We start from the raw sequence: 26,620 nt of genomic DNA on the forward strand, positions 1-26,620 counted from the left end.
CGCCACCGACAAGATCGAGACGGGAATTCGCATGTCCGCTCTGTTCACGCCCTTCACGCTGAAGGACGTCACCCTGCGCAACCGCATCGCGGTTCCGCCGATGTGCCAGTACAGCGCCGTCGACGGCGTCATCAACGACTGGCATCTCGTCCATTATCCCGGCCTTGCCCGCGGCGGTGCCGGTCTGGTGATCGTCGAGGCGACGGCGGTGTCGCCGGAAGGCCGCATCACGCCGGGCTGCACCGGGCTGTGGAACGACGCCCAGGCCGAAGGGATGGCGCGCATCGCCGCCTCCATCGCCGCGGCCGGCGCCGTTCCCGGCATCCAGATCGGCCATGCCGGCCGCAAGGCCAGCGCCAACCGCCCGTGGGAGGGTGACGACCACATCGCCGAGGGCGATCCACGCGGCTGGGAGACGCTCTCGCCGTCGGCCGTGCCGTTCGGCGCCTATCTGCCGAAAGTGCCGAAGGCGATGACGCTGGACGATATCGCCCGCGTCCGTGCCGATTTCGTGGCTGCTGCCATCCGTGCCCGCGATGCCGGCTTCAAGTGGCTGGAGCTGCATTTCGCCCACGGCTATCTGGGGCAGAGCTTCTTCTCGGTCCACGCCAACAAGCGGACCGACCAGTATGGCGGCGACCTTGCCGGGCGCAGCCGCTTCCTGCTGGAGACGCTGGCGGCGGTGCGCGCGGTATGGCCGGAAAACCTGCCGCTGACCGCCCGTTTCGGCGTCATCGAGTATGACGGGCGCGACGAGGAGACGCTGGCCGAGTCGATCGAACTCGCCCGTAACTTCCGCGCCGGCGGGCTCGATCTGCTCAACGTCAGCGTCGGTTTCTCCACCCCCAACGCCAACGTCCCGTGGGGATCGCCGTTCCTGGCGCCGATCGCCGGACGGGTGCGGCGCGAGGCGGAACTGCCGGTGGCGGCGGCCTGGGGCATCGACGCGCCGAAGGTCGCCAACCGCACCGTCGCCGACGGGCAGCTGGATCTGGTGATGATCGGCCGCGCCCATCTGGCCGACCCGCATTACCCCTACCGCGCCGCCAAGGAGCTGGGGGTGGAGCGTCCGTCCTGGGTGCTGCCGGCGCCCTACGCCCACTGGCTGGAGCGGTATCGCGCCACCGATAAGGCGGAGTGAGTTTTGAATCGGCGAAATCCCCCCTCTCCCCCCTGGGGAGAGGGACGGGGTGAGGGGGGATGCGTCGCGTGGACTTGGTGGAGAATGAGGACTGCGCGGTTCTTGAAAACCCTCGCCGCGCGCCCCCCTCACCCTAACCCTCTCCCCGGGGGGAGAGGGGATTGGGAGGCGCTCACCCCGCCTCGGCCGCGGAGGAGGCGCTCCACAGGTTGATGCCGGCGTCGGCGACGGCGTGGGTGTCGATCTCCGCCAGTTCCTCCGGGCTGAAGGACAGGTTGTTCAGCGCGTCCAGAGAGTTGTCGAGCTGCTCGACGTTGCGGGCGCCGATCAGGGCGGAGGTCACGCGCGGGTCGCGCAGCACCCAGGCGATGGCCATCTGCGCCAGCGTCTGGCCGCGCCGTCCGGCGATGGCGTCGAGTGCGCGGACGCGCTCCAGATTCTCCGGCGACAGGAAGTTGGCGCGCAGGCTGCCGCCCTTGGCGGCGCGGGCGTCGGCAGGCAACCCGCTCTGAGAATTCCCACTGAGGTACTTGTTGGTCAGCATGCCCTGGGCCAGCGGCGAGAAGGCGATGCAGCCCATGCCGAGATCCTCCAGCGTCTCCAGCAGCCCGCCTTCCACCCAGCGGTTCAGCATCGAGTAGGAGGGCTGGTGGATCAGGCAGGGGGTGCCCAGCTGCTTCAGGATCCCCGCCGCCCGCCGCGTCATCTCCGGCGAGTAGGAGGAGATGCCGACATAGAGCGCCTTGCCCTGGCGGACGACATGGTCGAGCGCCCCCATCGTCTCCTCCAGCGGGGTGCGCGGATCGACGCGGTGCGAATAGAAGATGTCGACATAGTCCAGGCCCATCCGCTTCAGGCTCTGGTCCAGGCTGGAGACCAGATATTTGCGGGAGCCCCAGTTGCCGTAGGGGCCGGGCCACATCTCGTAGCCGGCCTTGGTCGAGATCACCATCTCGTCGCGGTAGGGGCGGAAATCGGTGGCGAGGATGCGGCCGAAATTCTCCTCCGCCGAACCCGGCGGCGGGCCGTAATTGTTGGCGAGGTCGAAATGGCTGACGCCGCGGTCGAAGGCCCGGCGCAGCACGGCGCGCCCGGTGGCGAACACGTCGGCGCCGCCGAAATTCTGCCAGAGCCCCAGCGAAATGGCCGGCAGGTCCAGCCCGCTGCGGCCGGTGCGGCGATAGCTCATGCCCTCGTAACGCCGGTCGGCGGCAAGGTAGGGCGGCTGCATGGCGTTTTCTCCCGATATGTTTCTGAGTGATATATCAGCATAGGGCGGCGGTGCGGCGATGTGCAATGGCCTCGCCGGTCATATCACTCCCGGCTTTCCGGGCCGGATGGCGAGACGCACACCCTGCGCACACAGCCGCGCAGCCAGCGGTGGGCCGGGTCGGCGTCCAGCCGTGGGTGCCAGATCAGCGAGACGGTGACCTCCGGCGCCGGAAAGGGCAGGGCGAAGCTGTGGAGGCCGGCGCGCAGCCCCTCCGTGTGCCGTTCGGGGACGCTGACGATCAGGTCGGTGCCGCGCAGAAGCGCCAGCGCCGCGGCGAAGCCGCCGACCGTGGCGACGACGCTGCGCCGAAGCCCCAGCCGGTCCAGCGCCTCGTCCACCAGCCCGCGGTCGTCGCCGCGCCGCGACACCAGCACATGGCGGCCGGCGGCATAGCGGGCGGGGGTGATCGTGCCCGAGGCCAGCGGATGGCCGGGGTGGACGACGCCGATGAAGCGGTCGTGGAACAGCCCCTGGGTGCGCAGTTCGGGGCCGCTGTCCTTGCCGACGACTCCGGTCTCCAGATCGACCGAGCCGTCGCGCAGAGGGCCGCTGTCCTTGTCCGGCTTCGCCAGGAAGCGGATGCGGACGCCGGGCGCCTCCGCGGCCAGCAGGGTCAGCAGGGCGGCGCCGTAGCTTTCGACGAAGCCGTCGCTGGTCCGCAGGGTGAAGGTCCTGGTCAGTTGGCCGACATCGAGGTTTTCGGCCGGGCGCAGCGCCGCTTCGGCCTCCTGCACCAGCAGGCGGACGCGGTCGCGCAACTCGACCGCGCGGGGCGTGGGGACGAGGCCGCGCCCGGCCCGGACCAGCAGCGGGTCGCCGGTCGCCTCGCGCAGCCGCGCCAGCGCCCGGCTCATCGCCGACGGGCTGAGCCGCAGGCGCCGTGCCGCACCGGCGACGCTGCCTTCCGCGAGCAGGGCATCCAGGGTGACGAGCATGTTCAGGTCGGGGGCGGTCATGCGCCGGATCGTAGCACGGCTTGTCCGATGGGCCCCACCCGGACATGGCGCCGCGTGCACGAATACAATGCGGATGCTGCGCGTTCCGCCATGTCACCCCGCGTCCTAGCCTTGGCGCCTGTCATTCAAAACAGGAGAGGTGTCATGAGACAGGCGGTTGCACAGGAGGGGGGAGCGGCGGAGGCGGCGGGCGGGACGGTCAGGTGGGGGCTGGCCGGGCTGGCGCTGGCGATGCTGCTGTCGTCGCTCGGCGTCAGCATCGCCAATGTCGGGTTGCCGGCGCTGGCGCGGGCCTTCGACGTGCCGTTCCGCGAAGTACAGTGGGTGGTGCTGGCCTATCTGCTGGCGATCACCACGCTGATCGTCGGGGTGGGGCGGCTGGGCGACATCGTCGGGCGGCGGCGTCTGCTGCTGACCGGGATCGGCTTGTTCACGGTAGGCTCCGCCGCCTGCGCCGCCGCGTCCGGTCTGTGGATGCTGGTGGCGGCGCGGGCGGTGCAGGGGTTGGGGGCGGCCGCGATGATGGCGCTCGCCACCGCCTTCGTCGGCGATGCGGTGCCGAAGGAGCGGATCGGCCGGGCGATGGGGCTGATGGGAACGACATCGGCGATCGGCACCGCGCTGGGCCCGACGCTGGGCGGCGTGCTGATCGCGGCGTTCGGTTGGCCGGCGATCTTCTTGGTCACCGTGCCGCCGGGGCTGGTGGCCTTCCTGCTGGTACGGCGTTACCTGCCGGCCGGCCGGGCGGAGGCCCGAGTGGAGATGGCAGGCGGAGCGGGGCGGGCACGGGAGAGCTTCGACATTCCCGGCATGCTGATCCTGGCGCTGACGCTGGGGACCTACGCATTGGCGATGACCGGCGGGCGCAGCGGCTTCGGCTGGTCCGAAATGCTGTTGCTGCTGGCGGCGGCCGGTGGAGCCTGGCTGTTCCTGACGGTGGAGTCCCGGACGGCGTCGCCGCTGCTGCGGCTGGAGATGCTGCGCGACCGGGCGTTGCGCGGGCGCTTGGCGATGAACATGCTGGTGGCGACGGTGCTGATGGCGACGCTGGTGGTGGGGCCGTTCCACCTCGCCCGTGGCCTGGGGCTGGAGACGGGCATGGTCGGCCTCGCCATGTCGGCCGGGCCGCTGGTGTCGGCGTTGACCGGCGTGCCGGCCGGCCGGGTCGTCGACCGGTTCGGCGCGGCGCGGATGACCATCCTGGGGCTGACCTCGACGACGGTCGGCTGTGTGTTGCTGGCGCTGCTGCCGGCGACGTTGGGCGTGGTTGGCTATGTCGGGCCGCTTGTCGTCGTCACCGCCGGCTATGCGCTGTTCCAGGCCGCCAACAACACCGCGGTGATGGCGGATGTGGAGAAGGACCGACGCGGCGTGGTGTCGGGGGTGCTGAACCTCTCGCGCAATCTGGGGCTGATCACCGGCGCCTCGGTGATGGGGACGGTGTTCACGCTGGGGGTGGGGGCGGAGATCGCCGCGGCGGCGCCGGACGCTGTTGCGGCGGGAACCCGGACGACCTTCGCCGTCGCGGCGGGGCTGATCGGCGTGGCGCTTGTCCTCGCAGCCAGGATGCGGCGGTGAGGGGAGGTCGGCGGGCAGGAACAATGTGACCGGGACAATCCCACTGTCTGGCCGTGACTTGTCACACAAACGATCGGCAGGTGCGAACGATCTCCATGTGGAACGGCGAACACCCCGGTATCTCAAGGGTTTTTGGAGGTTTTCCGGATACAGAGCGGGGGCTTTCCCCGCCTGTGGCCGAAAAGATACATCCGATATCGGAAATGTAATGGTGACAATGTTCCGTTTGACCCCGCCGATTTCCTCTTCATAATCCTGATTGTCTCGATTGTTCGAGCGTTGTGCGCCAGATTATGGAGGATCCGATGCGCCAGACCGATGTGACCCGCAGTTCCGGCCTTTACACGGCAGCCCAGGGCGCCGTTCCGGCCGCCGACCGCGTCACCCGTGTCGCCCGTCGCCCCCTCTGGCGGCTGCTCGACCTGTTGTTTTCCGTGATGGAACGGCGCAAACAACGTCATGCACTCATGGCGCTCGACGACTATCTGCTGAAGGACATCGGAATCAGCCGGTCCGAGGCGGAGCAGGAGGTGTCGAAGCCGTTCTGGCGGGGATGAGACGATGGCCGATGAATCCATTCAGGACCGATCCATTCAGGGACAATCCGTCCAAATCGACTACGCGGTCGAACCGGAGCTGAGCGCGGACGCGTTCATCGACGTTCTGGAACGCTCCGGGCTGGCGGAACGCCGGCCCGTGGGCGACCGTCCCCGGGTGGAGGCGATGCTGCGCAACGCCGGCCTGATTGTCACCGCAAGGGAGCAGGGCCGGCTGGTCGGCGTCGCCCGATCGATCACCGACTTCGTCTATTGCTGCTATCTGTCCGACCTCGCCGTCGACCGCGCCCTGCAGGGGCGCGGCATCGGCAAGGAACTGATGCGCCGCACCCGCGACGCGATGGGGCCGGGCACCATGTGCCTGCTGCTGTCCGCGCCCGGCGCCATCACCTTCTACGAGACGGCCGGTCTGACGCGGCACAACCACGCCTTCCTGTTCACCGATCTGGAGTGAGCCTTCGGAATCAAGGCTCTGGAATCAAGATAAGGGGGGGAGCACCGCTGCCATGCCCGACATGATCGTCAACAGCGCCGCCGATAGCGGGATCGACACCGCCGGCCTCGCCATCTCCTATGCCGACGTGGCCGGGGCGGCGGAGCGGATCGCCGGCGTCGCCCACCGCACGCCGGTGCTGACCAGCCGCACCGCCGACACGCTGACCGGCGGCGAACTGCTGTTCAAGTGCGAGAATTTCCAGCGCACCGGCGCCTTCAAGATCCGCGGCGCCTACAACGCGGTGTCGCGCTTCACCCCGGTGCAGCGCGCGCTGGGCGTCGTCGCCTATTCGTCGGGCAACCACGCCCAGGCGCTGGCGCTGGCGGCATCGATGCTGAAGGTGAAGTCCACCATTGTCATGCCGCAGGACGCCCCGGCGGCCAAGCTGGCGGCGACGCGCGGCTATGGCGCCGACGTGGTGCTGTACGACCGCTATGCCGAGCCGCCGGACGCCGCCGTCGCCCGCGTGCTGGAGGAGCGGGGCGGCGTCCTGATCCCGCCCTTCGACCATCCGCATGTGATGGCCGGCCAGGGCACCGTCGCCAAGGAGCTGATCGAGGAGGCGGGAGAGACGGGCGGGCCGCTCGACCTGCTGGTGGTGCCGACCGGCGGCGGCGGGCTGCTGTCCGGCTGCGTCATCGCCGCCAGGACGCTCAATCCCGGCTGCCGCGTCGTCGGGGTCGAGCCGGAGGCCGGCAACGATGCCCAGCAGAGCCTGCGCAGCGGCGCCATCGTCCGCATCGACGCGCCGAAGACCATCGCCGACGGCGCCCAGAGCCGCGCGGTCGGTCAGCTGACCTTCCCGGTGATCCAGCGGCTGGTCGACGACATCGTGACCGTCACCGACGACCAGCTGGTCGACGCCATGCGCTTCTTCGCCAGCCGGATGAAGATGCTGGTCGAGCCGACCGGCTGCCTCGCCGCCGCCGCGGTGCTGTCAGGCAAGTTCGACGTGCGCGGCAAGCGCGTCGGCATCGTCGTCACCGGCGGCAACGTCGACCTCGCCCGCTTCGCCTCGCTGGTGCAGGCGGGCTGAACGCCCTTTTCCTGCGAATTGCATTCCCCCGAAACGTAAGGGATCCCTATTCATGACCGGGAAAGCCATGCGCCTGCCCATCTATCAGGTCGATGCCTTCACCGACCGTGTCTTCGCCGGCAACCCGGCGGCGGTGGTGCCGCTGGAGTCCTGGCTGCCCGATGCGCAGCTCCAGGCCATCGCGGCGGAGAACAATCTGGCGGAGACCGCCTTCTTCATCCGCAGCGGTGAGGAATATGAGCTGCGCTGGTTCACCCCGGCGGTGGAGGTCGAGCTGTGCGGCCATGCCACGCTGGCGACCGCCTTCGTCATCTCCACGATTCTGGAGCCGGGGCGCGAGCGCATGGAGTTCGCCACCCGGCAGGCCGGCACGCTGACCGTCACCCGCGACGGCGAGCGCTACACGCTGGACTTCCCCAACCGCCCGCCCGAGCCGGCGGAGAACCCCGACCCCAACCTGCTGGCCGCATTGGGCGGTCCGGCACCGGTCGCGGTGTTGAGCGGGCGCGACTATCTGGTGGTCTATGAGTCGGCCGACGCGGTGAGGGCGCTGGCGCCGGACATGGCGCTGTTGTCGAAGCTGGACCTGTTCGCCGTCTGCGTCACCGCACCGGGTGAGGGCGGGGTCGATTTCGTGTCGCGCCTGTTCGCCCCGGCCCAGGGCATCCCGGAGGATCCGGTCACCGGCTCCACCCACTGCATGCTGACGCCTTACTGGGCGGAGCGGCTGGGCAAGACGGTGCTGACGGCGCGTCAGGTCTCGGCCCGCGGCGGCGACCTGCTGTGCGAACTGGCCGGCGACCGGGTGAAGATCGGCGGGCAGGCGGTGCTGTATCTTGAAGGCTCGATCCGGGTGTGAGGGAGTGATGACCGTTCAGTTCGAGCGGGTGGCACCGATCCTGCCGGTGCGGGATGTGCGGGCGGCACTCGCCCACTATTGGCAGCTCGGTTTCACGGTGACCGCCTATGACGATGACGCCGCGGATCCCGTTTATGGGTTTCTCGATTGGGGCGGGGTGAGCCTGCATCTGACGCGGGTTCCCGACCTGGATCCGGAACGCTCGGTCGTCGCCTGCTACCTCTATGTCAGCGACGCCGACGCCCTGCACACGGCGTGGACGGCCGCGAAGGTGGGTGGGCGGCTGACGGCGGTGTCCGACACGCCCTATGGGTTGCGCGAGTTCGCCCATATCGATCCGGACGGCAATCTGCTGCGGGTCGGTGCGGAAGCGGGGAGGGACGGCGATGGCTGACGATACGGTTCTTCTGTTCTCCTACGGCACCTTGCAGCAGGAGAATGTGCAGCTGGCGTCCTTCGGCCGGCGGCTCGCCGGGCGGGCGGACGCCATGCCCGGCTATCGCCGCGACATGCTGGAGATCACCGACCCGGAGGTGATCCGCACCAGCGGCAAGCGCTTCCACCCCGTGGTCAGCGAAAGCGGCGATCCGGCCGACGAGGTCGCCGGCATGCTGTTCGAGATTACCCCGGAAGAACTGGCCGCTGCCGATTCCTACGAGGTCGCGGATTACAGGCGCGTCATGGTCCGGCTGAAGTCCGGGGCGGAGGCCTGGGTGTATGTGAAGGCGTGAGACGCCGTCAGGACCGGCGGGGCCGGACGAAGGATTGCTCGGTCACCTCGGTGCCCCATTGGTCGCCCGGCGATTCGGCGGCGAGGATGAAGCCGGCAGCTTCATAGAGGCGCCGGGCGGCGTCCAGACCGCGGAAGGTCCAGAGCCGGGTTTCGGCGAAACCGCTGCGGTCGGCGAAGGCCAGCGCTTCGTCGAGCAGCCGCCGGCCCACCCCGCCGCCGCGCCGCCCGTCCTCGACGATGAACCAGCGCAGATGGGCGATGCGGGGAGCCGGCGCGGCGCCGGACAGATCCTCGCCGTCGATGGCGATGGTGCCGACGATGCGGTCGCCGTCCAGCGCCGTCCAGACGGCGTTGTCGGGACGGTCGAGCCGCGGCAGGAAATCCGCCAGCCCGGCGGCGACCCTGCTTTCGAAGACGGCACCAAAGCCATGGGCACGGGCGTAGAATTGCGCATGCATGTCCACCGCCCGGCCGATCAGTCCAGGCCGATAGCCGCGTTCGATGCGCACGGCCGGAGGAGTCGCCACCCTCGGTCCGCCGCCGGCCGCGGCCCGGCGGGCATGCAGGGCATCCGCGTACAGCCGCAATCCCTCCACCACCATGGCATGGTCGGTGGCCGGCAGGCAGGCCAGCGCGCTGCCGACCTGTTCCTGGGCGAAGGCGTCGATGGCGGCCAGCGTCCGCCGCCCCTGGACGGTCAGGGTGAGCCGTTTCGCCCGTCCGTCCGTATCGCTGCTTTCCTCCGTCAGTTCCCCGCCGTCGATGAGCTTGCGCAGCATCCGGCTGACGCTGGATTTCTCCAGATTCAGCCGATCGCACAGGTCGGTCGCGGTCAGGCCGCTCCGGTTGCCGATCTCGATCAGCGCATGCACGGCCGAGGCCGGCAGTTCCGTTCCGGCCAGCGTCGGCTTCATGAAGCCAAGTTCGCGCACGATCCGGCGCGACGCGTCGCGGATCGGCAGGACGGCATCCTTGGTGACAGGCATGATTGGTCCGCACATGGTTGTATCATACAACTATGTGCGGAAAGGACGGCGTCTGTAAAGGCGCGATGGTGGTGTCACATGACTTTCTCGAAGCGGAACATCTCGCCGCCGCCGGGCAGGCCGGAGGGCCCAGGGGAATGCGGGTCCGGATGGCGGTCGCTGAAGAACTCGACGATCCTGAAGCCGCACTTGTTCACGTAGAAGTGAATGTTGCGCTTCTCGAAATAGGGCGTGTGGGTCTGCCAGACGCGGGTCCGGGGATAGCGCTGCTCGATCGCCGTCCAGGCCTTGAAGCCCAGGCCGCGGCCATGGTCCCGCGACGAGATGAAGAAGAGGTCCAGCGAATTGCGGTGGGTCTCGTCGTCGATCATCAGGACGGCGCCGCCGATTTTTTCGCCGCCGCACAGGATGTGCAGCACCACCGCGTCCGGAGACTCCATGGAGTGGTCGAGATCCTCGGCGGACGGAATCGAGCCCTCCGTCACGGCTCCGAACTCCTCGATGACCGCTACCGCGAAGGCGTCCTCCATCTGCCGCTTGAAAGCCGGCAGGTCGCCCGGATCGACGACCGCGAGCGTGACTTCGCTATCCTGCATCGTTCCCGTCATGACTCTGTAGCGGGGGCGGGGGGGCGTGCCTTACGCCTCGGTCTCCATCTTCTGGTCCACCGCGGCGGCCTTGATTGCCTTTTGCAGCTTCTCGAAGGCGCGGACCTCGATCTGGCGGACGCGCTCGCGGCTGATGCCGTATTTCTGCGACAGATCCTCCAGCGTCGTCGGCGCCTCGCGCAGGCGGCGTTCGGTCAGGATGTCGCGTTCGCGGTCGTTCAGCGCGGTCATGGCGTTCGCCAGCAGCTTGCGGCGCTTGCCCAGCTCCTCGCGGTCGGCCAGCGTGATTTCCTGGCTGGCGCTCTCGTCGACCAGGAAATCCTGCCATTCGCCCTCGCTCTCCGCCCGCAGCGGCGCGTTCAGCGAATGGTCGGGGCTGGCGAGGCGCCGGTTCATGTTGACGACGTCCTGTTCCGGCACGTCCAGCTTGGTGGCGATGGCCTGGACCTGTTCGGGAGACAGGTCGCCCTCCTCGATCGCCTGCATCTGGCCCTTCAGCCGGCGCAGGTTGAAGAACAGCTTCTTCTGGGCGGCGGTGGTGCCCATCTTCACCAGTGACCAGCTGTGCAGGATATATTCCTGGATCGCCGCGCGAATCCACCACATGGCGTAGGTCGCCAGCCGGAAGCCGCGGTCGGGGTCGAAGCGCTTCACCGCCTGCATCATGCCGACATTGCCCTCGGAGATCAGCTCCGACAGCGGCAGGCCGTAACCGCGGTAGCCCATGGCGATCTTGGCCACCAGCCGCAGATGGCTGGTGACGAGCTGGTGGGCGGCGCCGGAATCCTCATGCTGCTGCCAGCTCTTGGCGAGCATGTATTCCCGCTCCGGCTCCAGCATCGGGAACTTGCGGATCTCCTGGAGATAGCGGGACAGATTGCTTTCTGACCCGATCGCCGGAAGGTTGGATGCCGTCGCCATGGTAAAACCCCTCTCCTGACAGCCGGCATTCCCATCCGAAGGATTTCAGGGGCCGCCGCCGTTCTTCAGCGCGGGTTCCATAGGCCCCTCGCAATGAGCGGGCGAAGGAACCTCGCCATTGACGGTGAGTCTAACCAAGAAACATTTCCCGGTGTACCGTTTTAAAACGACTCCAGGGTGACAATTAGTTCATGAATATCCGCCGGAATTGAGGAGCGGAATGCCACAATTTCGCCACTAACCGGATGCCGGAAGGTCAGCGCCGCGGCATGCAATGCCTGCCGCGGAAACCCAACAAGACCGGACCGCGCCGGTTCCGGCAGCAGCGAGGCGAATTTCCCGCCCGGACGCCCCGACCGCCCGCGGCCATAGAGCGGATCGCCGACCAGCGGATGGCCGATGTGGGTCAGGTGGACGCGGATCTGGTGGGTGCGCCCGGTCTCCAGCACGCATTCGATCAGCGAGGCGGCCATGCCGAAACTCTTCACCACGCGGTACTTGGTGGCGGCCGGTTTGCCGCCGCCGGTGACCACCGCCATCTTCTTGCGGTCGGCGCTGCTGCGGCCGATGTTGCCCTCGATCCGGCCCTGCGCCGGATTCGGCACGCCCCAGACCAGCGCCAGATAGGTGCGGCTGAGCGTGCGGTCGGAGAACTGGTCGGAAAGGCCGTGGTGGGCGCGGTCGTTCTTGGCGACCACCATCAGGCCGCTGGTGTCCTTGTCCAGCCGGTGGACGATGCCCGGCCGCCGCACCCCGCCGATGCCGGACAGGCTGTCGCCGCAATGGGCCAGCAGGGCGTTGACCAGCGTGCCGTCCGGGTTGCCGGCGGCGGGATGCACCACCAGCCCGGCCGGCTTGTCGATCACCAGCACGTCGGCATCCTCGTAGACCACGTCGATCGGGATGTCCTGCGCCACCGGTTCGGCGGCCTGCGAGCCCGGAACCTGGACCTCGAAGGTCTGGCCGGGTTTGACCCTCAGGGACGGGTCCGTTATCGTCCGGCCGTCGCCGCGCACGCAGCCCTGGTCAAGCAGGGCCTGCACGCGCGACCGCGACAGGTCCGGCAGGCCCGCCGCCAACGCCTTGTCCAGCCGCTGCCCCGCCGCCTCGTCGGGAATGGTGTAGGCGAGGGTGCCGGCCGGCGAACCGGCATCGTCGTCCGCATCGAGGAAATCGTCGGACAGGTCTTCAGGTGTATCGGCGGCCATCGGCTTTGCGTATCGCGTCCTGTTTCAATCGTCCGGGAGTGGACCCCAAACCGTGCAGATCCTCAAGGCACTCGTCGTCATCATGGGCGTTCTGATCATCGCCGGCTTCACCTTTCTGGGGGTGGAGCTGTACAAGCGGATGTCGGACCCCAACCGCGCCTCGCTGACCGCCGCCGCCCCGGCGCCCATCCCGGCCGAGCGCCCGGCCGAGGTGACGCTGGACGTCCCGGCCGGCGCCCGCATCGGCGAGATGCTGGCGGTCGGCAACCGCGTCCTGTTCAAGGTGACCGTGCCGCAGGGGCCGGACCGCCTCTATCTGATCGACCCGCGCAACGGCGCCGTCACCGCGACGGTGACCGCCGGCAAGTGACCGTTCCCTCCTATCCGGACACAGATGATGCATGATTTCCGCAGCGACAACGTCGCCGGTGCCGCCCCGCAGGTGATGACGGCGCTGGCCGCCGCGTCCTCCGGCACCGCCTCGCCCTATGGCAACGATCCCTGGACCGCGCGGGTGACCGAGCGGCTGTGCGCGATCTTCGAGACCGAGGTCGCGGTCTTCCCCGTCGCCACCGGCACGGCGGCCAACTCGCTGGCGCTGTCGGCGCTGGTGCCGCCCTATGGCGCCGTGCTGTGCCATGACGAGGCGCACATCACCATCGACGAATGCGGCGCGCCGGAGTTCTTCACCGGCGGCGCCAAGCTCGTCCCGCTGGCCGGCGAGCATGGCAAGCTGACGCCCGACACGGTGTCGCGCCACATCGCGAAGGCCGGCGTCGGCGTCGTCCACCGCGTGCAGCCCGCCGCCCTCAGCCTGACCCAGGCGACGGAGGCCGGCACCGTCTACAGCCCGGCGGAGGTCGAGGCTCTGGTCGAGGTCGCCCATGCCAACGGCATGGCCGTGCATATGGACGGCGCCCGCTTCGCCAACGCCATCGCCCGGCTGGGCTGCAAGCCGGCCGACGTGACGTGGCGCGCCGGGGTCGACGTTCTGACGCTGGGCGGCACCAAGGGCGGCTGCCTCGCCGCCGAGGCGGTGGTGTTCTTCAACCCGGCGATGGCCGAGGATTTCGGCTTCGGCCGCAAGCGCGGCGGCCATCTGGTGTCGAAGATGCGCTTCCTGTCGGCACAGCTCGACGCCTGGCTGGATGACGGGCTGTGGCTGCGGCTGGCCGCCCACGCCAACGCCATGGCCGACCGGCTGGCCGCCGGGCTTACGGTACTGCCGGGCGTCGAGCTGGCCCATCCGGTGGAGGCGAACGAGCTGTTCGTCCGCCTGCCGGGGCGTTACGCCGAGGTGCTGGAGGCGGCCGGCTACGGCTTCTACCGCTGGGACGACGGCACGGCGCGCTTCGTGACGGCCTTCGACACGCCGGCGGCAGCGGTCGATGGATTGCTGGGTATTTTGCGCAGCCTGTAAGAAAAGGCTTGATCGGACGGGCGGCCTTCGATAGAAAGCCGCCCACGCCGATGACGTCCCCATCGTCTAGAGGCCTAGGACACCGCCCTCTCACGGCGGTAACAGGGGTTCGACTCCCCTTGGGGACGCCAACCTTCCAGGGTTGGGTCGCGCGGCCGGTGGCAGCCTCCACCGCCGCATGCCATGCATCGGGACCAGACGTCCCCATCGTCTAGAGGCCTAGGACACCGCCCTCTCACGGCGGTAACAGGGGTTCGACTCCCCTTGGGGACGCCATCCACGCGCTGGATGAGTTCGTTGAGCGCAGGTTGAAGGTACAACGTCCCCGTCGTCTAGAGGCCTAGGACACCGCCCTTTCACGGCGGCGACACGGGTTCGACTCCCGTCGGGGACGCCATTTTTCTAATTACCCTACTTATTTCCAGATATTACAGCATTTTCTTGGGTGATCTAGTCATCCTCTCAATCTCGATTTCTATCTGATAAGAGATGGAATCTATCCTTCGAACAACTTTAGCGTATTCATCGGTGATATGTTCTTGGCTTTTATTCGCCATAAAAAACAATGCTTCAGACGCATCGTTAACAGAAAGTACGAGTGGTGACGACGAGTCCAGATGGTTTGAACCTACCCATCGTTCAATTGCTTTTCGCGATAAGCCATATAGCTCCTCTGCCCAGCCGGGAAATTTGTTGATAGTTTTTAGAATGTGGCGTTGAGCTTCCATACGATTATTAAACTCGCTCACGGGTACTCTCCAATTTCAAGACATTTAGCATCCAATCTTCGATGTCTTGCAGGCAAGACATAACTAGGGAGAACTCATTCTCTGTGATCTTTTCACCAGTTCCTCTCGTGCATAATATGCGAGCGCGCTTAAGAACCCTATATGCATCTGGATCTATACATATGCTGTGCTTACCGATATTCATAGCAGAGCTTCTAGAAAAGACAGGACTATTCAATGCTGCCAGTGAAAAGCATGTTGCAATATTCCTTATGCTGAGAAATATAGAAGATAGATCAAACACCCGGCATTCATTCTCTAAAATAAGCGAGTCTCGTGAGCTGCGGAACAGATTGTAGAATTTCGAAAAATCATCATTATATGCCTCGTATTCAGAAGGATCTCCCAATTCGGCTAAAAAGTCACTTTTGTCTGGAGAAAATATCAACTTTGACTCCAAACGTAAATGCCACGCAAATGGATTTCCCTGTTTCCATAAAAATTTAATTCTATCGTAGGAGTAGATTGAGAACATTTCTTGGCTCAGGAGAGCGTCATGGCTTTCGGTCAGAGCCAGAAGATCTACATCAGAGTTCTTATCGAGTTCACCACGACATATGGAGCCAAAGACGTATATATGCATGTCACCGCCTATTAAATCGCTTTATAATAATGGAAAGGAAAAAACCAATAACTATTAGTCGTATTAGCGCGATAAATGCTAAATATGCCTTGTTATAGTTAGCTGGCGAGTTAACGCCGAGGAATATGCTCGGAGCATCTGCTAAAGAATTCCAATAAGAGTCTAAGCTCTTTGCATCTCCATAGAGATATACGTTGAGTATGGAAATTCCTGAAATAAAAATTAGTGCAAACCTAATGAGCTTAAGAATGCTTTCTCCGTTTCCCCAAATAAAGTCTAACGCCTTAAACTCAGACCATAGCAAAAACTGCCGAATCCTCGCGTAAAAGCCGGAGTACTTTTTTCTATAGTAACTTCCTGGTGAGCGCCATGAGTTATACAAATGCTCGCCTGTTGCTCGCAGTTCAATTGAGATTGCGCGGTTAATGGATCTTGCATCTCCTAAATGCTGGAAATTAGTGCGAAGAGTTCTTGCAAATCTAAGTCTAATATTTTCGAGAGCAGGGCTTTCTGTTTCCAGTATTGTTGCATCGATATTAGTTTTTTCAAAGTACGTATAGTCAAACTTGCAGCCAACAAATACAGAGCCGTGGAAATTACTTCCTACGAACCGGCATCCTGTGAAGTCACATGAATCGAATTGACATTCGCGCAAGTAACAGCTATCGAAATTAGAGTATTTAAAGTCTACTTTCGTAAATTTTTGTTTCTTTGCAATGAGTCGTGTAAAAGTTGTATTTGAATAACAAGAATTATTCTCGTCGGAATTAAATTTTTGGTCTGTCACAATATTTCGCCCGCTTGGCACAAGCATTTTGTTCCCTCTCGGGTAAAGTCTATTAAGTTTTCTTTTGTTCCTAGATTAAGTGTCTAAACAAAGGATGGAGGGATTCTCAATGTAGCACATCCTGGTTGCATTGGTTTGCCCGCTTAACACAGGTGAAAGCGAATACCTAATAAGATATATACATGAGGGAATGTGTAGGTACAACCAGCTTTGTTCAGAGGGGTGCGTGGACTTCCATAAGGATTGAAATTTTATTCCAAAACTCCCGTCTGATACAGCGTCACCCTGATCCCTCCGTTCGACACCGACACCCCGCCCTCCTGGAACGGCAGTTCCGTCGCCTTCGCCAGGGCGGCCTCGTTGGTGATGATGCCCACGCGCCAGCCGGTGAAGCGTGACTTCAGCGTCTGGCCCATGGCGTGGTAGAGCGGGATCAGGGACTTGCCCTCGCCGATGCGGGCGCCGTAGGGCGGGTTGACGATGACGAGGCCGGGCGGCCCCTCCGGCGGGGTCAGGTCGCTGATGGCGTGGTGGGCGAAGTCGGTCCAGGCGCCAACGCCGGCGCGCTCGGCATTGGCGCGGCTCATGGTGATGGCGCCGGCGTCGCGGTCGCTGCCGTAGAAGCGCACCGCCGGCGGCGTCACCGTGCCGGCGCTGCGCAGGCTCTGCCAGCGGGCGGCGTCGAAAGTGGCGAGCTGTTCGAAGGCGAAGGAGCGGGAGCGGCCGGGCTTCAGGCCGGCGGCGATCTCGGCCGCCTCAATGACGAAGGTGCCGGAGCCGCACATCGGATCCACCACGGGGACCGGTTCGCGCCCGTCATAGCCGCACTGGCGCAGGAACAAGGCGGCCAGCGTCTCGCGCATCGGCGCCTTGTTGACCGCCTCCTTGTGGCCGCGCTTGTGCAGCGACTCGCCGGAGCTGTCGACGCTGATGGTGCAGAGGTCGTCGTCGATCCGCGCCTTGATCTGGACGGCCCGGGTGTCTTCTTCCGGCGTGTCCCGGTCGGCGGACTTTCCGGTCTTCTTGGGCGCGGCCTTGACGATGGGGGCGCCGAGTTCCTCGGCGATGGCGCGCTCGATGCGCTGGGCGGCGGCGCCGGCATGGTAGATGCGCGAGGCCTTGCAGGACGCCTCGACCCGCACCGGAATGTCGGCGCGCAGGATCTCGGCCCAGGGGACGCGGCGGGCGCGCTTGTCCAGCTGCGCCAGATGCAGGGCACGGAAGCTGGCGATGCGCGCCAGCACGCGGGTGGCGCCGCGCAGTTCCAGATTGGCGCGCCAGACCTCCGGCCAGCCGCCGGTGACCGTCACCCCGCCCTTCACCACGGTCGGGTTGGTGAAGCCGCGGTCGCCGGCCTCCGCGCACAGCACGGGTTCCAGGCCGGGGGCGGCCACCAGGAAAATCTCGAAAGGCTGGGCGGGGCTGGTCGGGTCGGTGTTCATGCGCCTACATAGCCCGAAGGGCTGCGTTCCATCGACAGGATTCTCGCGGAATGGCCCGGCTGTTGACGCCGGAATGCCGGCCCCTATGATCGGATCGGAACACGAACAATCAAGCCGGCTTGCGATTCCGAACATGGGATGGGCCGGACATCAGGGGAGACCGCGCGTCATGACCACCACCGAGACCACCAGTTGGCCCGCCGACCTGCTGGCGCAGGAGTTCCGCGGCAAGCGGGTTCTGGTCACCGGCAGCCGCCGCGGCATCGGTGCGGCGGTGGCGGCGGCCTTCGCCCAGCTCGGCGCCCGCGTCGCCATCCATGGCCGCGACCAAGCCGCGGTGGAAGCGGTGGCGGCCGGGATGGGAGCCGGAATTGGGGGTGGCGTGGTCGGGCTGGCCGGCGACTTCGCCGACAAGGGGCAGACCCGTGCGGTGGTGGAACAGGCGGTCGACCGGCTGGGCGGGCTGGACGTGCTGGTCAACAATGCCGGCACCATGCTGGGCCGGGTGGCGCTGGCCGACATCGACGACGGCTTCCTGCAACGGCAGTTCGACCTGAACGCCGCCTCGGCGGTCGTCGCCAGCCGCGCCGCCCTGCCGGCGCTGATCGCGTCGGCGGGGGCCATCGTCAACACCGGCTCCATCTCCGGCCGCACCGGGGGCAGCGCCGGCTCGTCGCTCTACAGCGCCGCCAAGGCCTTCCAGGCCAGCCTCGCCCGCTCGCTGGCGACGGAGCTGGCGCCGCACGGCATCCGCGTCAACGCGGTGTCGCCCGGCACCATCGACACCGATTTCCACCAGCGCTACTCGACCGCCGACAAGCTGGCGCAGACCGCGGCGCGCATCCCGCTGAAACGGCTGGGAACGGCGGAGGATTGCGTCGGCGCCTACCTGTTCCTCGCCTCCAACCGGCTGGCCGGCTACATCACCGGCCAGACCATCGAGGTCAACGGTGGCCAGTTCTATAACTAATGGCTTAGGTTTTGCAATTGCGCAGGTCAAGTTTTGGCAAAATGCGAAGCAATCTCAATGATCTTTGCAAAATGCAGAGGGTGAATGTGTCCCTGCTTCAGAAATAGATCGATTTCGCAGGGTAGAAAAACATCCCGGCGTTAATGGTCCCTTGGCACTGTTCTTGTAGGCTACCTCGTCAACAACCGATCGACCGAACGATCGGGACGCCGCCAGCGGTCGGGTCAGAAGACGAGGTCACCAACCATGAACGCCACCAGCCCAAGCCAGCCGGGCCAAAGCCGGCCCAGCAAAGCCGGCCCCTTCGCCAATCTGCGCACGGCGGTCAAGATCTACACCGGCTTCGGCGTCACGCTGGCGCTGCTGGTCGGGCTGGGAGCGGTGTCGTGGAGCGGCTTGCGGTCCAGCGACGATGCGCTTCGCCGCTACGCGGCGCAGTCGCATGTGGCGATGGCGGTGGCGGAGGCCGACACCAACATGTCCGACGCCCTGGGGGCGGCGGAGGAGTTCGTGTCCAGCGGGTCGGCCGCCGTCGCCGACCGCTTCCGCAGCGAAGTGGACAAGTTCCGCCGGAAGCTGGAGGATGCGTCGGCGCGGATGACCGATGCGGGCGACCGGCAGGCGGCGCAGGAGATCGCCACCCTGCACCAGACGCTGACCGCCGGTTTCGACCGGCTGGTCGCCGCGCGGACGGAGCGCGATTCCATTGTCGCGTCGGTGGTGAACACGCTGGGTGCCGACATCCGCCGCACGCTGAGCGACACGGTCAAGGCGGAGAAGGATGGCGGCGACCTGGACCGCACGGTGCGGGCCGCCGACGTCAGCGAACAGTTCCTGCTGGTCCGCGTGCTGGTCGCCCGTTTCGTGGCGGAGACGAAGGCCGAGGATCTGGCCCGCATCCGCAAGGATCTGGCCGAACTGACGGCGAAGGCCGGCGCCTTGCGCGACGGCATGGCCGACGGCCCGATCAAGGCCAAGCTGTCCAACGCGGCCGCCAAGCTCCCCACCTATGCCGCCGGGATCGACCGCATCGCCGTGTTGACCGAGCAGTTGAAGTCGCTGAACAGCGAGACGCTGGGCAACGCCGGCAAGCAGATCAACGACAAGATCGGGCTGATCCGGTCGCACTCGGCCGATTTCCTGTCGCAGCTGGAGGTCACCGCCGCTGCCGAGGTGGCATCGGCGGAGGGCCGCGGCACCGCGGTGACGGTCGTTGCGGTGCTGCTCGGCCTGTTGCTGGCCTGGGCGATTTCGCGGGCGATCACCCGGCCGCTCGGCAGCATCACGCGGGAGATGGGGCGGCTGGCCCAGGGCGACCTGACGGTGACCGTCACCGACGACGACCGCCGGGACGAGATCGGCGCGCTCGCCCGCGCGCTCCAGGTCTTCAAGACGAATGCGCTGGAGATGGAGCGGATGCGCAAGGCGCAGGAGGAGAGCGAGCGGCAGGCCGCCGCCCAGCGCCGCCAGACGATGATGCAGATGGCCGACACCTTCGAAAGCACGGTGAAGGGCATCGTCGACACCGTCGCCACCGCCGCCACCGGCATGCGCGATGCCGCCACCGCCCTGAGCGCCACCGCGCAGGAGGCGAGCGAGCGCTCGTTGCTGGTGGCGTCGGCTTCCGAACAGGCGTCCGCCAACGTGCAGACCGTCGCCACCGCGACGGAGGAGCTGTCGGCCTCCATCAGCGAGATCGGACAGCAGGTGGAGAACTCCACCCGCATCGCCACCCAGGCGGTGGCCGACGCCGACGGCGCCGACCGCACCATGCGCGACCTGGTTTCCGCCGCCGAGCAGATCGGCGCCGTGGTGGAACTGATCAGCGGCATCGCCGCCCAGACCAACCTGCTGGCGCTGAACGCCACCATCGAGGCGGCGCGGGCGGGCGAGGCCGGCAAGGGCTTCGCCGTGGTGGCGAGCGAGGTGAAGGCGCTGGCGACCCAGACCGCGCGTGCCACCGACGAGATCCAGGCCAAGGTGCAGGAGATTCAGCAGACCACCGGCGGCGCCCAGAAGGCGATCGGCAGCATCGGCAAGACCATCGGCCACATGAGCGAGATCACCACCGCCATCGCCGCCGCCATCGAGGAACAGGCCGCCGCCACCCGCGAGATCGCCTCCAGCGTCACCCAGGCGGCGCAGGGCACCGAGGAGGTGTCGAGCAACATCGCCGGCGTCAGCACCGCGGTGCATGAGACCGGCGACGCCGCCGGCCGCGTCCACGGCACCTCGCGCGAACTGGCCGCCGAGGCCGAGCGGCTGCGCAGGGAAGTGGGGACCTTCATCGCGACGGTGCGGGCGGCGTAATTCCCCCTCTCCCCCCCGGGGAGAGGGTCGGGGTGAGGGGGATGCAAGGGGTGGATTGGATGGCGAATGGGGACTGCGCGGTTCTTGAGAATCCTCGTTGTGCTCCCCCCTCACCCTAACCCTCTCCCCAGGGGGGAGAGGGGATTGTCTGGCGCATCCACGCCACCAGGGCCGGCAGCGGCATCGCGCCGGCGGTGCGGGCGATCTCGCGGCCGTGCTGGACCAGGACCAGCGACGGGATGCTGCGGATGCCGAAACGGCCGGCGAGGTCGGGCGAGGCCTCGGTATCGATCTTGGCGAGGCGGACCTGGGGTTCGAGCTGGGCCGCGGCCTGGGCGAAGACGGGAGCCATCATGCGGCAGGGGCCGCACCAGTCGGCCCAGAAGTCGATCAGCAGCGGCAGGTCGCCCTTTTCGGCATGGGCGGCGAAGCGGCGGGCGTCGAGCGCCACCGGCTTGCCTTCGAACAGGGCCTTGCCGCAACGGCCGCATTTGCCGCCGCCGAGTCGGTCCGGAGGCACGCGGTTCAGCGTGTCGCAATGCGGACAGGCAACGTGCAGGCTGCCGGCACCCGTGGATGACTGACCGGCTGTGGAAGAATGGGCGGTGGGCGGCATCGTGGGGCTCCTTCCCCTGGCAGCTTGTCCACCGTCGATGTATGGGGCCGGAGCCGCCCGCTCAAGACGGGCGGGGCTACTCCCGCCGGCCCATCAAGCCCTCCAGCTTTGCGAAATCCACATATTGCGCCGGCCGGTCCCGCAACAGGTCCGGGGCCGCCTGGGCATTTTCCCGCGCGCATTCGGCGACATAGCGGGCCAAGAGGTCGCGCATGACCTCGGCCAAAGGCGTCTGCCGCTGACGTGCGTAATTCTTGGCGACATCTTTGATTCTGCGGTCGACGCGCAAAGAGATCGTCGCCTTCTTTGGATGAAACGGATCTCCGATCATGACGATCCCCCACCAATCTTGCTGATCCACGCTGTTTGGATATGCCGGATCGGGGGTGGATACAAGGATCGTCGGGAAGACGGGCGATAAAACTTGGGGATGATAACTTGTGAATTTGTGTGGATAAAATTTCTGCCGGTTTTCTTCTCCACAGAATCTGTGGATAGATGTGTGCGCAATCTCCGAACAGAATCATCCGCACCCTGCCGGTCGGCCAATCCGGCCTGTGGATGAGTGGGTTTGCCTATTTTTTGGGCGTATCGGGGGCGCCGGTGGTTCCCCAGCCGCCGACCAGCCGCAGCCGCCCGGCGGGCGAGAGGTCGGGCAGGACGAGCAGCACGGTCTGCTCCGTCAATTCAGCGATCAGGCGGCGCTTGGCGCGGGCGGCGGTGATCGCCGCGTTCAGGGAGTCGAAATCCACAGGCTCGGCCTGAAGCAGGCTGCGCACCCGCTGCCCCTCTTCGCGATAGTCCTCTGTCAGCGCGTCGTAGCGCGGGCGCAGCGGCTCGAAAATGGCGCGCAGGCGGGTGGCATCGGCGTCGGACAGGCCGGCGGCCATATGCTCGACGAAGCGGTCGGGCATCGGCCGGTAGGGCGGAGGCGCCGGCTTGCCGGTGGTGCCGACCAGCATGGCGGCCAGGAACAGGTTCAGCGCCAGCGACATCAGCGCCAGCCGGCGCAGGCTCATCCGTTGCCGCAGGCGGGCCAGCATGGAATGCTGTGGGCGACGGGGGGCGGCGAAACCGCTCATCGGGACTCTCCGTCGAACAGGGTGACGACCTCGTCGTTGAGCAGGGCCAGCTCCTGGCCGCGTGGTGCCGTGGCGGCGGGGCCGGCGAACTGGCCGGTGAGCCAGCCTCCAGCCAGCCAGCCGAGTGCCAGCAGGGCAACGCAGAAGCCGGCCACCCTCCGCCGCTGCATCCGGCCGAGCAGCAGCATGACCACGCCCTCCTGCGGCATGCCGCGTGCTGCGGCGCCGACGGCCGACAGCAGGCGGGTGACGCGGGCGTCCTCCACCGGCGCGGCCGGGGCGGTCAGCAGGCGGTCGAAGGACCGGGCCTGTTCCAGTGCTGCGCGCAGGGCGGGGGAGCGGGCGAGTGCGGTGTCGGCGTCCGCACGCAGTTCCGGCGGCCAGCGTTCCGGCGCGGCGCCGTAATCGTCCAGATGGCGGAGGAAGTCTTCGTCGGTCATGGCATCCTCCCTCACGCGGGATCGGGGCTGAGCGCCGCCTTCAGCGCGGCCCGGGCGCGGGCCAGCAGCGAGGCGAAGGCGCTTTCATTCATGGTCAGGATCTCGGCGGCCTGTCGCAGGCTGAGGCCCTCCTGGTGGAACAGCACGACAGCGGCGCGCTGGCGGTCGGGCAGGGCGGCCAGTGCCCGGTTGACCTGTTCGGCGGTCTGGCGTTCGGCGATGCGGGTCAGCGCGTCGGGCTGCTCGTCGGGCGGATCGCCGGCGTCCTCCAGCGGCGACCAGCCGGGACGGCGGCCGCGGTCGATGGCGAGATTCATGACGATGCGGTAGAGCCAGGTGGTGAAGGCGGCCCGCCCCCCGTCCCAGCGGCCGGCATGCTGCCAGACCCGCAGGAAGGCCTCCTGCGCGATCTCGTCGGCGTCGGACGGGTTGCCGGTCATCCGCTGGGCCAGCGCCACGGCGCGGCGCATGTGGCGGGCGGCCAGACGGTCGAAGGCGGCGGCGTCGCCGCCGGCCACGCGGCCCATCAGTTCGTCGTCGCTGGCCTCGATCACCGGGGCTCCGCTCCTGCCGTGGGCGAGCACTATGCCCAAGAGGGCAAGTGGGTTCCAGCGTGGCGATTTCTCCCTCTCCCCGGGGGGGAGAGGGGATCTTGCGAGGGTGATGGAAATCCTGAGGATTACGGAAAGTGCACCCATCCGCCGCCCCCCTATTCCGCGGGCGCGGCGATGGCGTGGCGGCGGTTGCGCCGCAGGGCCAGCCGTTCCAATGTCAGATAGACCACCGGCGTGGTGTAGAGCGTCAGCATCTGGCTGACCAGCAGGCCGCCGATGATGGCGATGCCGAGCGGGCGGCGGATCTCGCCGCCGGTGCCGTAATCGAAGGCCAGCGGAACCGCACCCAGCAGCGCCGCCATCGTCGTCATCATGATCGGGCGGAAGCGGACCAGCCCGGCCTCGCGGATCGCCTCCAGGGGCGACAGGCCGCGCTCCCGCTCCGCCTCCAGGGCGAAGTCGATCATCATGATGGCATTCTTCTTGACGATGCCGATCAGCAGGATGATGCCGATCAGGGCCACGATCGACAGGTCGTAGCCGGTCAGGATCAGCGCGATCAGCGCCCCCAGACCGGCGGACGGCAGGGTCGACAGGATGGTCAGCGGGTGGATCAGGCTTTCGTAGAGGACGCCCAGCACGATGTAGATGGTGATCAACGCCGCCAGGATCAGCAGCGGCTGGCTGGAGGAGGATTGCTGGAAGGCCCGCGCGTCGCCCTGGAAGCCGGCGCGGATGCTGGCGGGCATGCCGATGTCCTCCGCCGCGCGCTGGATCAGTTCGGTCGCCTGGGACAGCGAGACGCCGGGGGCGAGGTCGAAGGTCAGGTTGGCGACCGGGAAGCCGCTCTGGTGCTGGATGCTGGCGGCCTGATTGCCGATGACGACGCGCGACACCGCCGAGAGCGGCACCATGCCACTGCGGCCGCTCACATAGATGCGCTTCAGGTCGTCGGGGCCGAGCGCTTCCGACGGTTCGACCTCCAGCACCACCTTGTGCTGGTTCTGCGCCAGATACATGGTGGAGACCTGCCGCTGGCCGAAGGCGTCGTACAGCGTCGACTCCAGGGCGCTGAGCGACACGCCGAGGCGGGTGGCGGCGTCGCGGTCGACGATGACGTTGGCCTGGATGCCGCCGTTCTGGCGGTCGTTGGCGACGTCGACCAGCTCCGGCAGGGTGCGCATCTTGTCGACCAGCTTGGGCGCCCACTCGTTCAGCGCAGCGATGTCGGAATCCTGCAGGCTGTAGCGGTACTGGCTGCGGCCCTGGAAGCCGCCGACGCGGATGTCCTGCACCGGCGTCAGGTAGAGCTGCACCCCCGGCACCCGGCCGGCGCGCTGGCGCAGCCGCTGGGTGACGGTGGCGAGGTCGTCGCGCTCCGCCTTCGGCTTCAGGCCGATGAAGATCTGGCCGGAATAGGTGCCGCCCGGCCCGCCGCCGCCGATGGTGCCGCCGACGCTGTCCACCGCCGGGTCGCCGGCCACCGCGTCCTGCAAGGCCTGCTGGCGCGTCACCATGGCGCGGAAGGAGATGTCGGGCGGCGGGTCGCTGAAGCCGATCAGCAGGCCGGTGTCCTGCTGCGGCACGAAGCCCTTCGGCACCTGCCCGTAGAGCCAGACGCTGATGCCGATGATGGCCACGGTCGCCAGCAGCATGGTACGGCGGTGGGCCAGCACCCAGTCCAGCCCGCCGGCATAGAGGCCGAACAGCCGGTCGCCGATCCAGCCGAGCGCACGGGCGAGGCGGCCGGGGGAATCGCGCTCCGCCTCCGGCTCCAGCAGATGGGCGCACATCATCGGGGTCAGGGTCAGCGACACCACCGCCGAGACGGCGATGGCGACCGACAGCACCACGGCGAACTCGCGGAACAGCCGGCCCTGGATGCCGCCCATGAACAGGATGGGGATGAAGACGGCGACCAGCGACAGGCTGATCGACACCACGGTGAAGGCGACCTGCCGGGCGCCCTTCACCGCCGCTTCGAAGGGTCTGGCGCCCTTCTCGATGTGGCGGACGATGTTCTCGATGACGACGATGGCGTCGTCGACCACGAAGCCGACCGAGATGGTCAGCGCCATCAGCGAGAAATTGTCCAGGCTGTAGCCGACGATCCACATGACGCCGCAGGTGCCGGCCAGCGACAGCGGCACCGAGGCCGCCGGGATGACGGTCGCCCACAGCCGGCGCAGGAACAGCGCCATCACCATCACCACCAGCGCCACCGTGACCGCCAGCGTCTTCTGCACGTCGTCGATGGAGGCGCGGATGGTCGGGGTGCGGTCTGTGCGCACCGACAGGCTGACCCCCGGCGGCATCCAGCCGCGCAGCGTCGGCAGCTCCGCCCGGATGCGGTCGACCGTGTCGACCACGTTGGAGCCCGGCTGCTTCTGGATGTTGATCAGGATGGCGCGATGGCCGTCCTGCCAGGCTGCGGTGTATCTGTTTTCCGGCGCCTCGATCACCTCGGCGACATCGCCGAGCCGGATGGTGGCGCCGTTCTTCTCGGTCACGATCAGCCGGCGGTAGGCGTCGGCGCCGAAAAGCTGGTCGCTGGCGCCGATGGACCAGGATTCGTGGGTGCCGTCGAAGCTGCCCTTGGCGCCGTTGGCGTTGGCCTGGGAGATGACGGTGCGGATCGAGTCCAGGCTGACGCCCATGTTGGCCGCGGCGGTGGCGTTCACCCGGACGCGTATGGCCGTCTTCTCCGCCCCGTTGATGGAGACCTGGGCCACCCCCTCGATCTGGCTCAGGCGCTGGCCGATGATGCTGTCGGCGAGGTTGTAGAGGTCCGCCGGGGCCATCGTTTTGGAGGTCATGGCGAGCGTCATCACCGGCGCGTCGGCCGGGTTGATCCGCCGCATCCGGGGCGGGCTCGGGAGGTCGGCCGGCAGGTCGCCGCCGGCGGCGTTGATGGCGGCCTGAACGTCGCGCGACGCCGCCTCGACATCGCGGTTCAGGTCGAACTGCACGACGACGGTGGTGCTGCCGAGCTTGCTGTTGGAGGTCATCTCCGACACGCCGGCGATGCGGGAGAGGCGGCGCTCCAGCGGCGTGGCGACGGAGGCGGCCATGGTTTCCGGGCTGGCGCCGGGCAGCGAGGCGGTGACGATGATGGTGGGGAATTCCACCTGTGGCAGCGGCGCCACCGGCAGGAAGCGGTAGGCCACCGCACCGAGGATCATCAGCCCGACCATCAGCAGCGACGTGCCGACCGGCCGCCGGATGAACAGGGCGGAGAGCGAGGATGCCGAGGGGAGGAGATTCGCGGGAAGCATG

The 26,620-nt window shown here is 66.9% G+C and carries 28 protein-coding genes and 3 tRNA genes; 15 read left to right on the top strand and 16 right to left on the bottom strand.

Features of this window, described 5'->3' with window-relative positions:
• The first annotated feature begins 31 nt into the window (after window positions 1–31).
• Entirely contained in the window at window positions 32–1,141 is a 1,110-nt protein-coding gene (locus tag J2848_RS12190) for an NADH:flavin oxidoreductase/NADH oxidase (RefSeq protein ID WP_149231257.1), read from the top strand.
• Between the two features lie 172 nt (window positions 1,142–1,313).
• Here J2848_RS12190 and mgrA read toward each other — a convergent pair whose 3' ends face one another.
• Window positions 1,314–2,372 (bottom strand): L-glyceraldehyde 3-phosphate reductase, encoded by a 1,059-nt coding sequence (mgrA, locus tag J2848_RS12195; protein ID WP_149231258.1) that lies wholly within the window; start codon window positions 2,370–2,372, stop codon window positions 1,314–1,316.
• An 83-nt stretch (window positions 2,373–2,455) separates the two neighbouring features.
• Window positions 2,456–3,370 (bottom strand): LysR family transcriptional regulator, encoded by a 915-nt coding sequence (locus J2848_RS12200; RefSeq protein ID WP_149231259.1) that lies wholly within the window; start codon window positions 3,368–3,370, stop codon window positions 2,456–2,458.
• A gap of 144 nt (window positions 3,371–3,514) precedes the next feature.
• On the opposite strand from J2848_RS12200, the gene J2848_RS12205 reads away from it, so the two are divergent.
• The 7 genes from J2848_RS12205 to J2848_RS12235 all read left to right on the top strand — a co-directional run bounded on the left by J2848_RS12205 (window position 3,515) and on the right by J2848_RS12235 (window position 8,627).
• On the top strand, window positions 3,515–4,948 hold the full coding sequence (locus J2848_RS12205; RefSeq protein WP_149231260.1) for an MFS transporter: 1,434 nt from the start codon (window positions 3,515–3,517) through the stop codon (window positions 4,946–4,948).
• Between the two features lie 305 nt (window positions 4,949–5,253).
• Window positions 5,254–5,505 (top strand): DUF1127 domain-containing protein, encoded by a 252-nt coding sequence (locus J2848_RS12210; RefSeq protein ID WP_246193835.1) that lies wholly within the window; start codon window positions 5,254–5,256, stop codon window positions 5,503–5,505.
• Window positions 5,506–5,509: 4 nt separating this feature from the next.
• Complete coding sequence (locus tag J2848_RS12215) at window positions 5,510–5,959, top strand: GNAT family N-acetyltransferase (protein WP_149231262.1); 450 nt, start codon at window positions 5,510–5,512, stop codon at window positions 5,957–5,959.
• 52 nt (window positions 5,960–6,011) lie between these two features.
• A complete protein-coding gene (locus J2848_RS12220; RefSeq protein ID WP_149231263.1) occupies window positions 6,012–7,037 on the top strand; it encodes a threo-3-hydroxy-L-aspartate ammonia-lyase in 1,026 nt (341 codons plus the stop codon).
• Between the two features lie 52 nt (window positions 7,038–7,089).
• Window positions 7,090–7,896 (top strand): PhzF family phenazine biosynthesis protein, encoded by an 807-nt coding sequence (locus tag J2848_RS12225; protein ID WP_246193836.1) that lies wholly within the window; start codon window positions 7,090–7,092, stop codon window positions 7,894–7,896.
• 7 nt (window positions 7,897–7,903) lie between these two features.
• Window positions 7,904–8,290 carry a bleomycin resistance protein gene (locus J2848_RS12230; RefSeq protein ID WP_149231264.1) on the top strand — a complete coding sequence of 129 codons (387 nt, stop codon included), beginning with the start codon at window positions 7,904–7,906 and terminating at the stop codon, window positions 8,288–8,290.
• Window positions 8,283–8,627 (top strand): gamma-glutamylcyclotransferase family protein, encoded by a 345-nt coding sequence (locus J2848_RS12235; RefSeq protein WP_149231265.1) that lies wholly within the window; start codon window positions 8,283–8,285, stop codon window positions 8,625–8,627. The genes J2848_RS12230 and J2848_RS12235 overlap by 8 nt, the downstream gene beginning before the upstream one ends.
• A gap of 7 nt (window positions 8,628–8,634) precedes the next feature.
• Here the strand turns inward: J2848_RS12235 and J2848_RS12240 are convergent, their stop codons facing one another.
• From J2848_RS12240 to J2848_RS12255, 4 genes are all read right to left on the bottom strand, one after another.
• Window positions 8,635–9,615: a bifunctional helix-turn-helix transcriptional regulator/GNAT family N-acetyltransferase gene (locus tag J2848_RS12240; protein ID WP_149231266.1), complete on the bottom strand. Its 981-nt coding sequence runs from the start codon at window positions 9,613–9,615 to the stop codon at window positions 8,635–8,637.
• A gap of 74 nt (window positions 9,616–9,689) precedes the next feature.
• On the bottom strand, window positions 9,690–10,211 hold the full coding sequence (locus J2848_RS12245; RefSeq protein ID WP_246193837.1) for a GNAT family N-acetyltransferase: 522 nt from the start codon (window positions 10,209–10,211) through the stop codon (window positions 9,690–9,692).
• 42 nt (window positions 10,212–10,253) lie between these two features.
• Entirely contained in the window at window positions 10,254–11,144 is an 891-nt protein-coding gene (gene rpoH / locus J2848_RS12250) for an RNA polymerase sigma factor RpoH (RefSeq protein ID WP_149231268.1), read from the bottom strand.
• Window positions 11,145–11,305: 161 nt separating this feature from the next.
• Window positions 11,306–12,352 (bottom strand): RluA family pseudouridine synthase, encoded by a 1,047-nt coding sequence (locus tag J2848_RS12255; protein ID WP_149231269.1) that lies wholly within the window; start codon window positions 12,350–12,352, stop codon window positions 11,306–11,308.
• A gap of 52 nt (window positions 12,353–12,404) precedes the next feature.
• Between J2848_RS12255 and J2848_RS12260 the strand changes: the two genes are divergently transcribed.
• The 5 genes from J2848_RS12260 to J2848_RS12280 all read left to right on the top strand — a co-directional run bounded on the left by J2848_RS12260 (window position 12,405) and on the right by J2848_RS12280 (window position 14,169).
• Window positions 12,405–12,722 (top strand): hypothetical protein, encoded by a 318-nt coding sequence (locus J2848_RS12260; protein ID WP_149231270.1) that lies wholly within the window; start codon window positions 12,405–12,407, stop codon window positions 12,720–12,722.
• Between the two features lie 27 nt (window positions 12,723–12,749).
• Window positions 12,750–13,772: a threonine aldolase family protein gene (locus J2848_RS12265; protein ID WP_149231336.1), complete on the top strand. Its 1,023-nt coding sequence runs from the start codon at window positions 12,750–12,752 to the stop codon at window positions 13,770–13,772.
• 55 nt (window positions 13,773–13,827) lie between these two features.
• Window positions 13,828–13,903 (top strand) — tRNA-Glu (locus J2848_RS12270).
• 69 nt (window positions 13,904–13,972) lie between these two features.
• Window positions 13,973–14,048 (top strand) — tRNA-Glu (locus J2848_RS12275).
• Between the two features lie 45 nt (window positions 14,049–14,093).
• Window positions 14,094–14,169 (top strand) — tRNA-Glu (locus tag J2848_RS12280).
• Between the two features lie 31 nt (window positions 14,170–14,200).
• On the opposite strand, the gene J2848_RS12285 is transcribed toward J2848_RS12280, so the two are convergent.
• The 4 genes from J2848_RS12285 to J2848_RS12295 form a co-directional block, all read right to left on the bottom strand.
• The gene (locus tag J2848_RS12285; protein ID WP_149231271.1) at window positions 14,201–14,521 is read right to left on the bottom strand and encodes a hypothetical protein; all 321 of its coding nucleotides are present in this window, start codon (window positions 14,519–14,521) and stop codon (window positions 14,201–14,203) included.
• Entirely contained in the window at window positions 14,508–15,143 is a 636-nt protein-coding gene (locus tag J2848_RS36105; protein ID WP_149231272.1) for a nucleotidyltransferase domain-containing protein, read from the bottom strand. Before J2848_RS36105 ends, J2848_RS12285 begins: the two co-directional genes overlap by 14 nt.
• Before the next feature lies 1 nt (window position 15,144).
• On the bottom strand, window positions 15,145–15,957 hold the full coding sequence (locus J2848_RS12290; protein WP_149231273.1) for a pentapeptide repeat-containing protein: 813 nt from the start codon (window positions 15,955–15,957) through the stop codon (window positions 15,145–15,147).
• A gap of 224 nt (window positions 15,958–16,181) precedes the next feature.
• Entirely contained in the window at window positions 16,182–17,372 is a 1,191-nt protein-coding gene (locus J2848_RS12295; RefSeq protein ID WP_149231274.1) for a THUMP domain-containing class I SAM-dependent RNA methyltransferase, read from the bottom strand.
• 169 nt (window positions 17,373–17,541) lie between these two features.
• Between J2848_RS12295 and J2848_RS12300 the strand changes: the two genes are divergently transcribed.
• Complete coding sequence (locus J2848_RS12300; RefSeq protein ID WP_149231275.1) at window positions 17,542–18,342, top strand: SDR family NAD(P)-dependent oxidoreductase; 801 nt, start codon at window positions 17,542–17,544, stop codon at window positions 18,340–18,342.
• Window positions 18,343–18,588: 246 nt separating this feature from the next.
• Window positions 18,589–20,652, top strand: coding sequence for a methyl-accepting chemotaxis protein (locus tag J2848_RS12305; protein ID WP_149231276.1), 2,064 nt, complete (start codon window positions 18,589–18,591; stop codon window positions 20,650–20,652).
• Between the two features lie 115 nt (window positions 20,653–20,767).
• Here J2848_RS12305 and trxC read toward each other — a convergent pair whose 3' ends face one another.
• The 6 genes from trxC to J2848_RS12335 form a co-directional block, all read right to left on the bottom strand.
• Window positions 20,768–21,268, bottom strand: a complete 501-nt coding sequence (gene trxC, locus J2848_RS12310; protein WP_149231277.1) for a thioredoxin TrxC — start codon at window positions 21,266–21,268, stop codon at window positions 20,768–20,770.
• Between the two features lie 76 nt (window positions 21,269–21,344).
• The gene (locus J2848_RS12315; protein WP_149231278.1) at window positions 21,345–21,599 is read right to left on the bottom strand and encodes a hypothetical protein; all 255 of its coding nucleotides are present in this window, start codon (window positions 21,597–21,599) and stop codon (window positions 21,345–21,347) included.
• 244 nt (window positions 21,600–21,843) lie between these two features.
• The gene (locus tag J2848_RS12320; protein WP_149231279.1) at window positions 21,844–22,350 is read right to left on the bottom strand and encodes a periplasmic heavy metal sensor; all 507 of its coding nucleotides are present in this window, start codon (window positions 22,348–22,350) and stop codon (window positions 21,844–21,846) included.
• Window positions 22,347–22,790, bottom strand: coding sequence for a hypothetical protein (locus J2848_RS12325; protein WP_246193838.1), 444 nt, complete (start codon window positions 22,788–22,790; stop codon window positions 22,347–22,349). Before J2848_RS12325 ends, J2848_RS12320 begins: the two co-directional genes overlap by 4 nt.
• A gap of 11 nt (window positions 22,791–22,801) precedes the next feature.
• Complete coding sequence (locus tag J2848_RS12330) at window positions 22,802–23,344, bottom strand: RNA polymerase sigma factor (RefSeq protein WP_149231281.1); 543 nt, start codon at window positions 23,342–23,344, stop codon at window positions 22,802–22,804.
• 155 nt (window positions 23,345–23,499) lie between these two features.
• Window positions 23,500–26,619: an efflux RND transporter permease subunit gene (locus tag J2848_RS12335; RefSeq protein WP_149231282.1), complete on the bottom strand. Its 3,120-nt coding sequence runs from the start codon at window positions 26,617–26,619 to the stop codon at window positions 23,500–23,502.
• Window position 26,620 lies beyond the last annotated feature (1 nt).

This window comes from Azospirillum lipoferum (genome assembly GCF_024170005.1).
Lineage (GTDB): Bacteria > Pseudomonadota > Alphaproteobacteria > Azospirillales > Azospirillaceae > Azospirillum > Azospirillum lipoferum.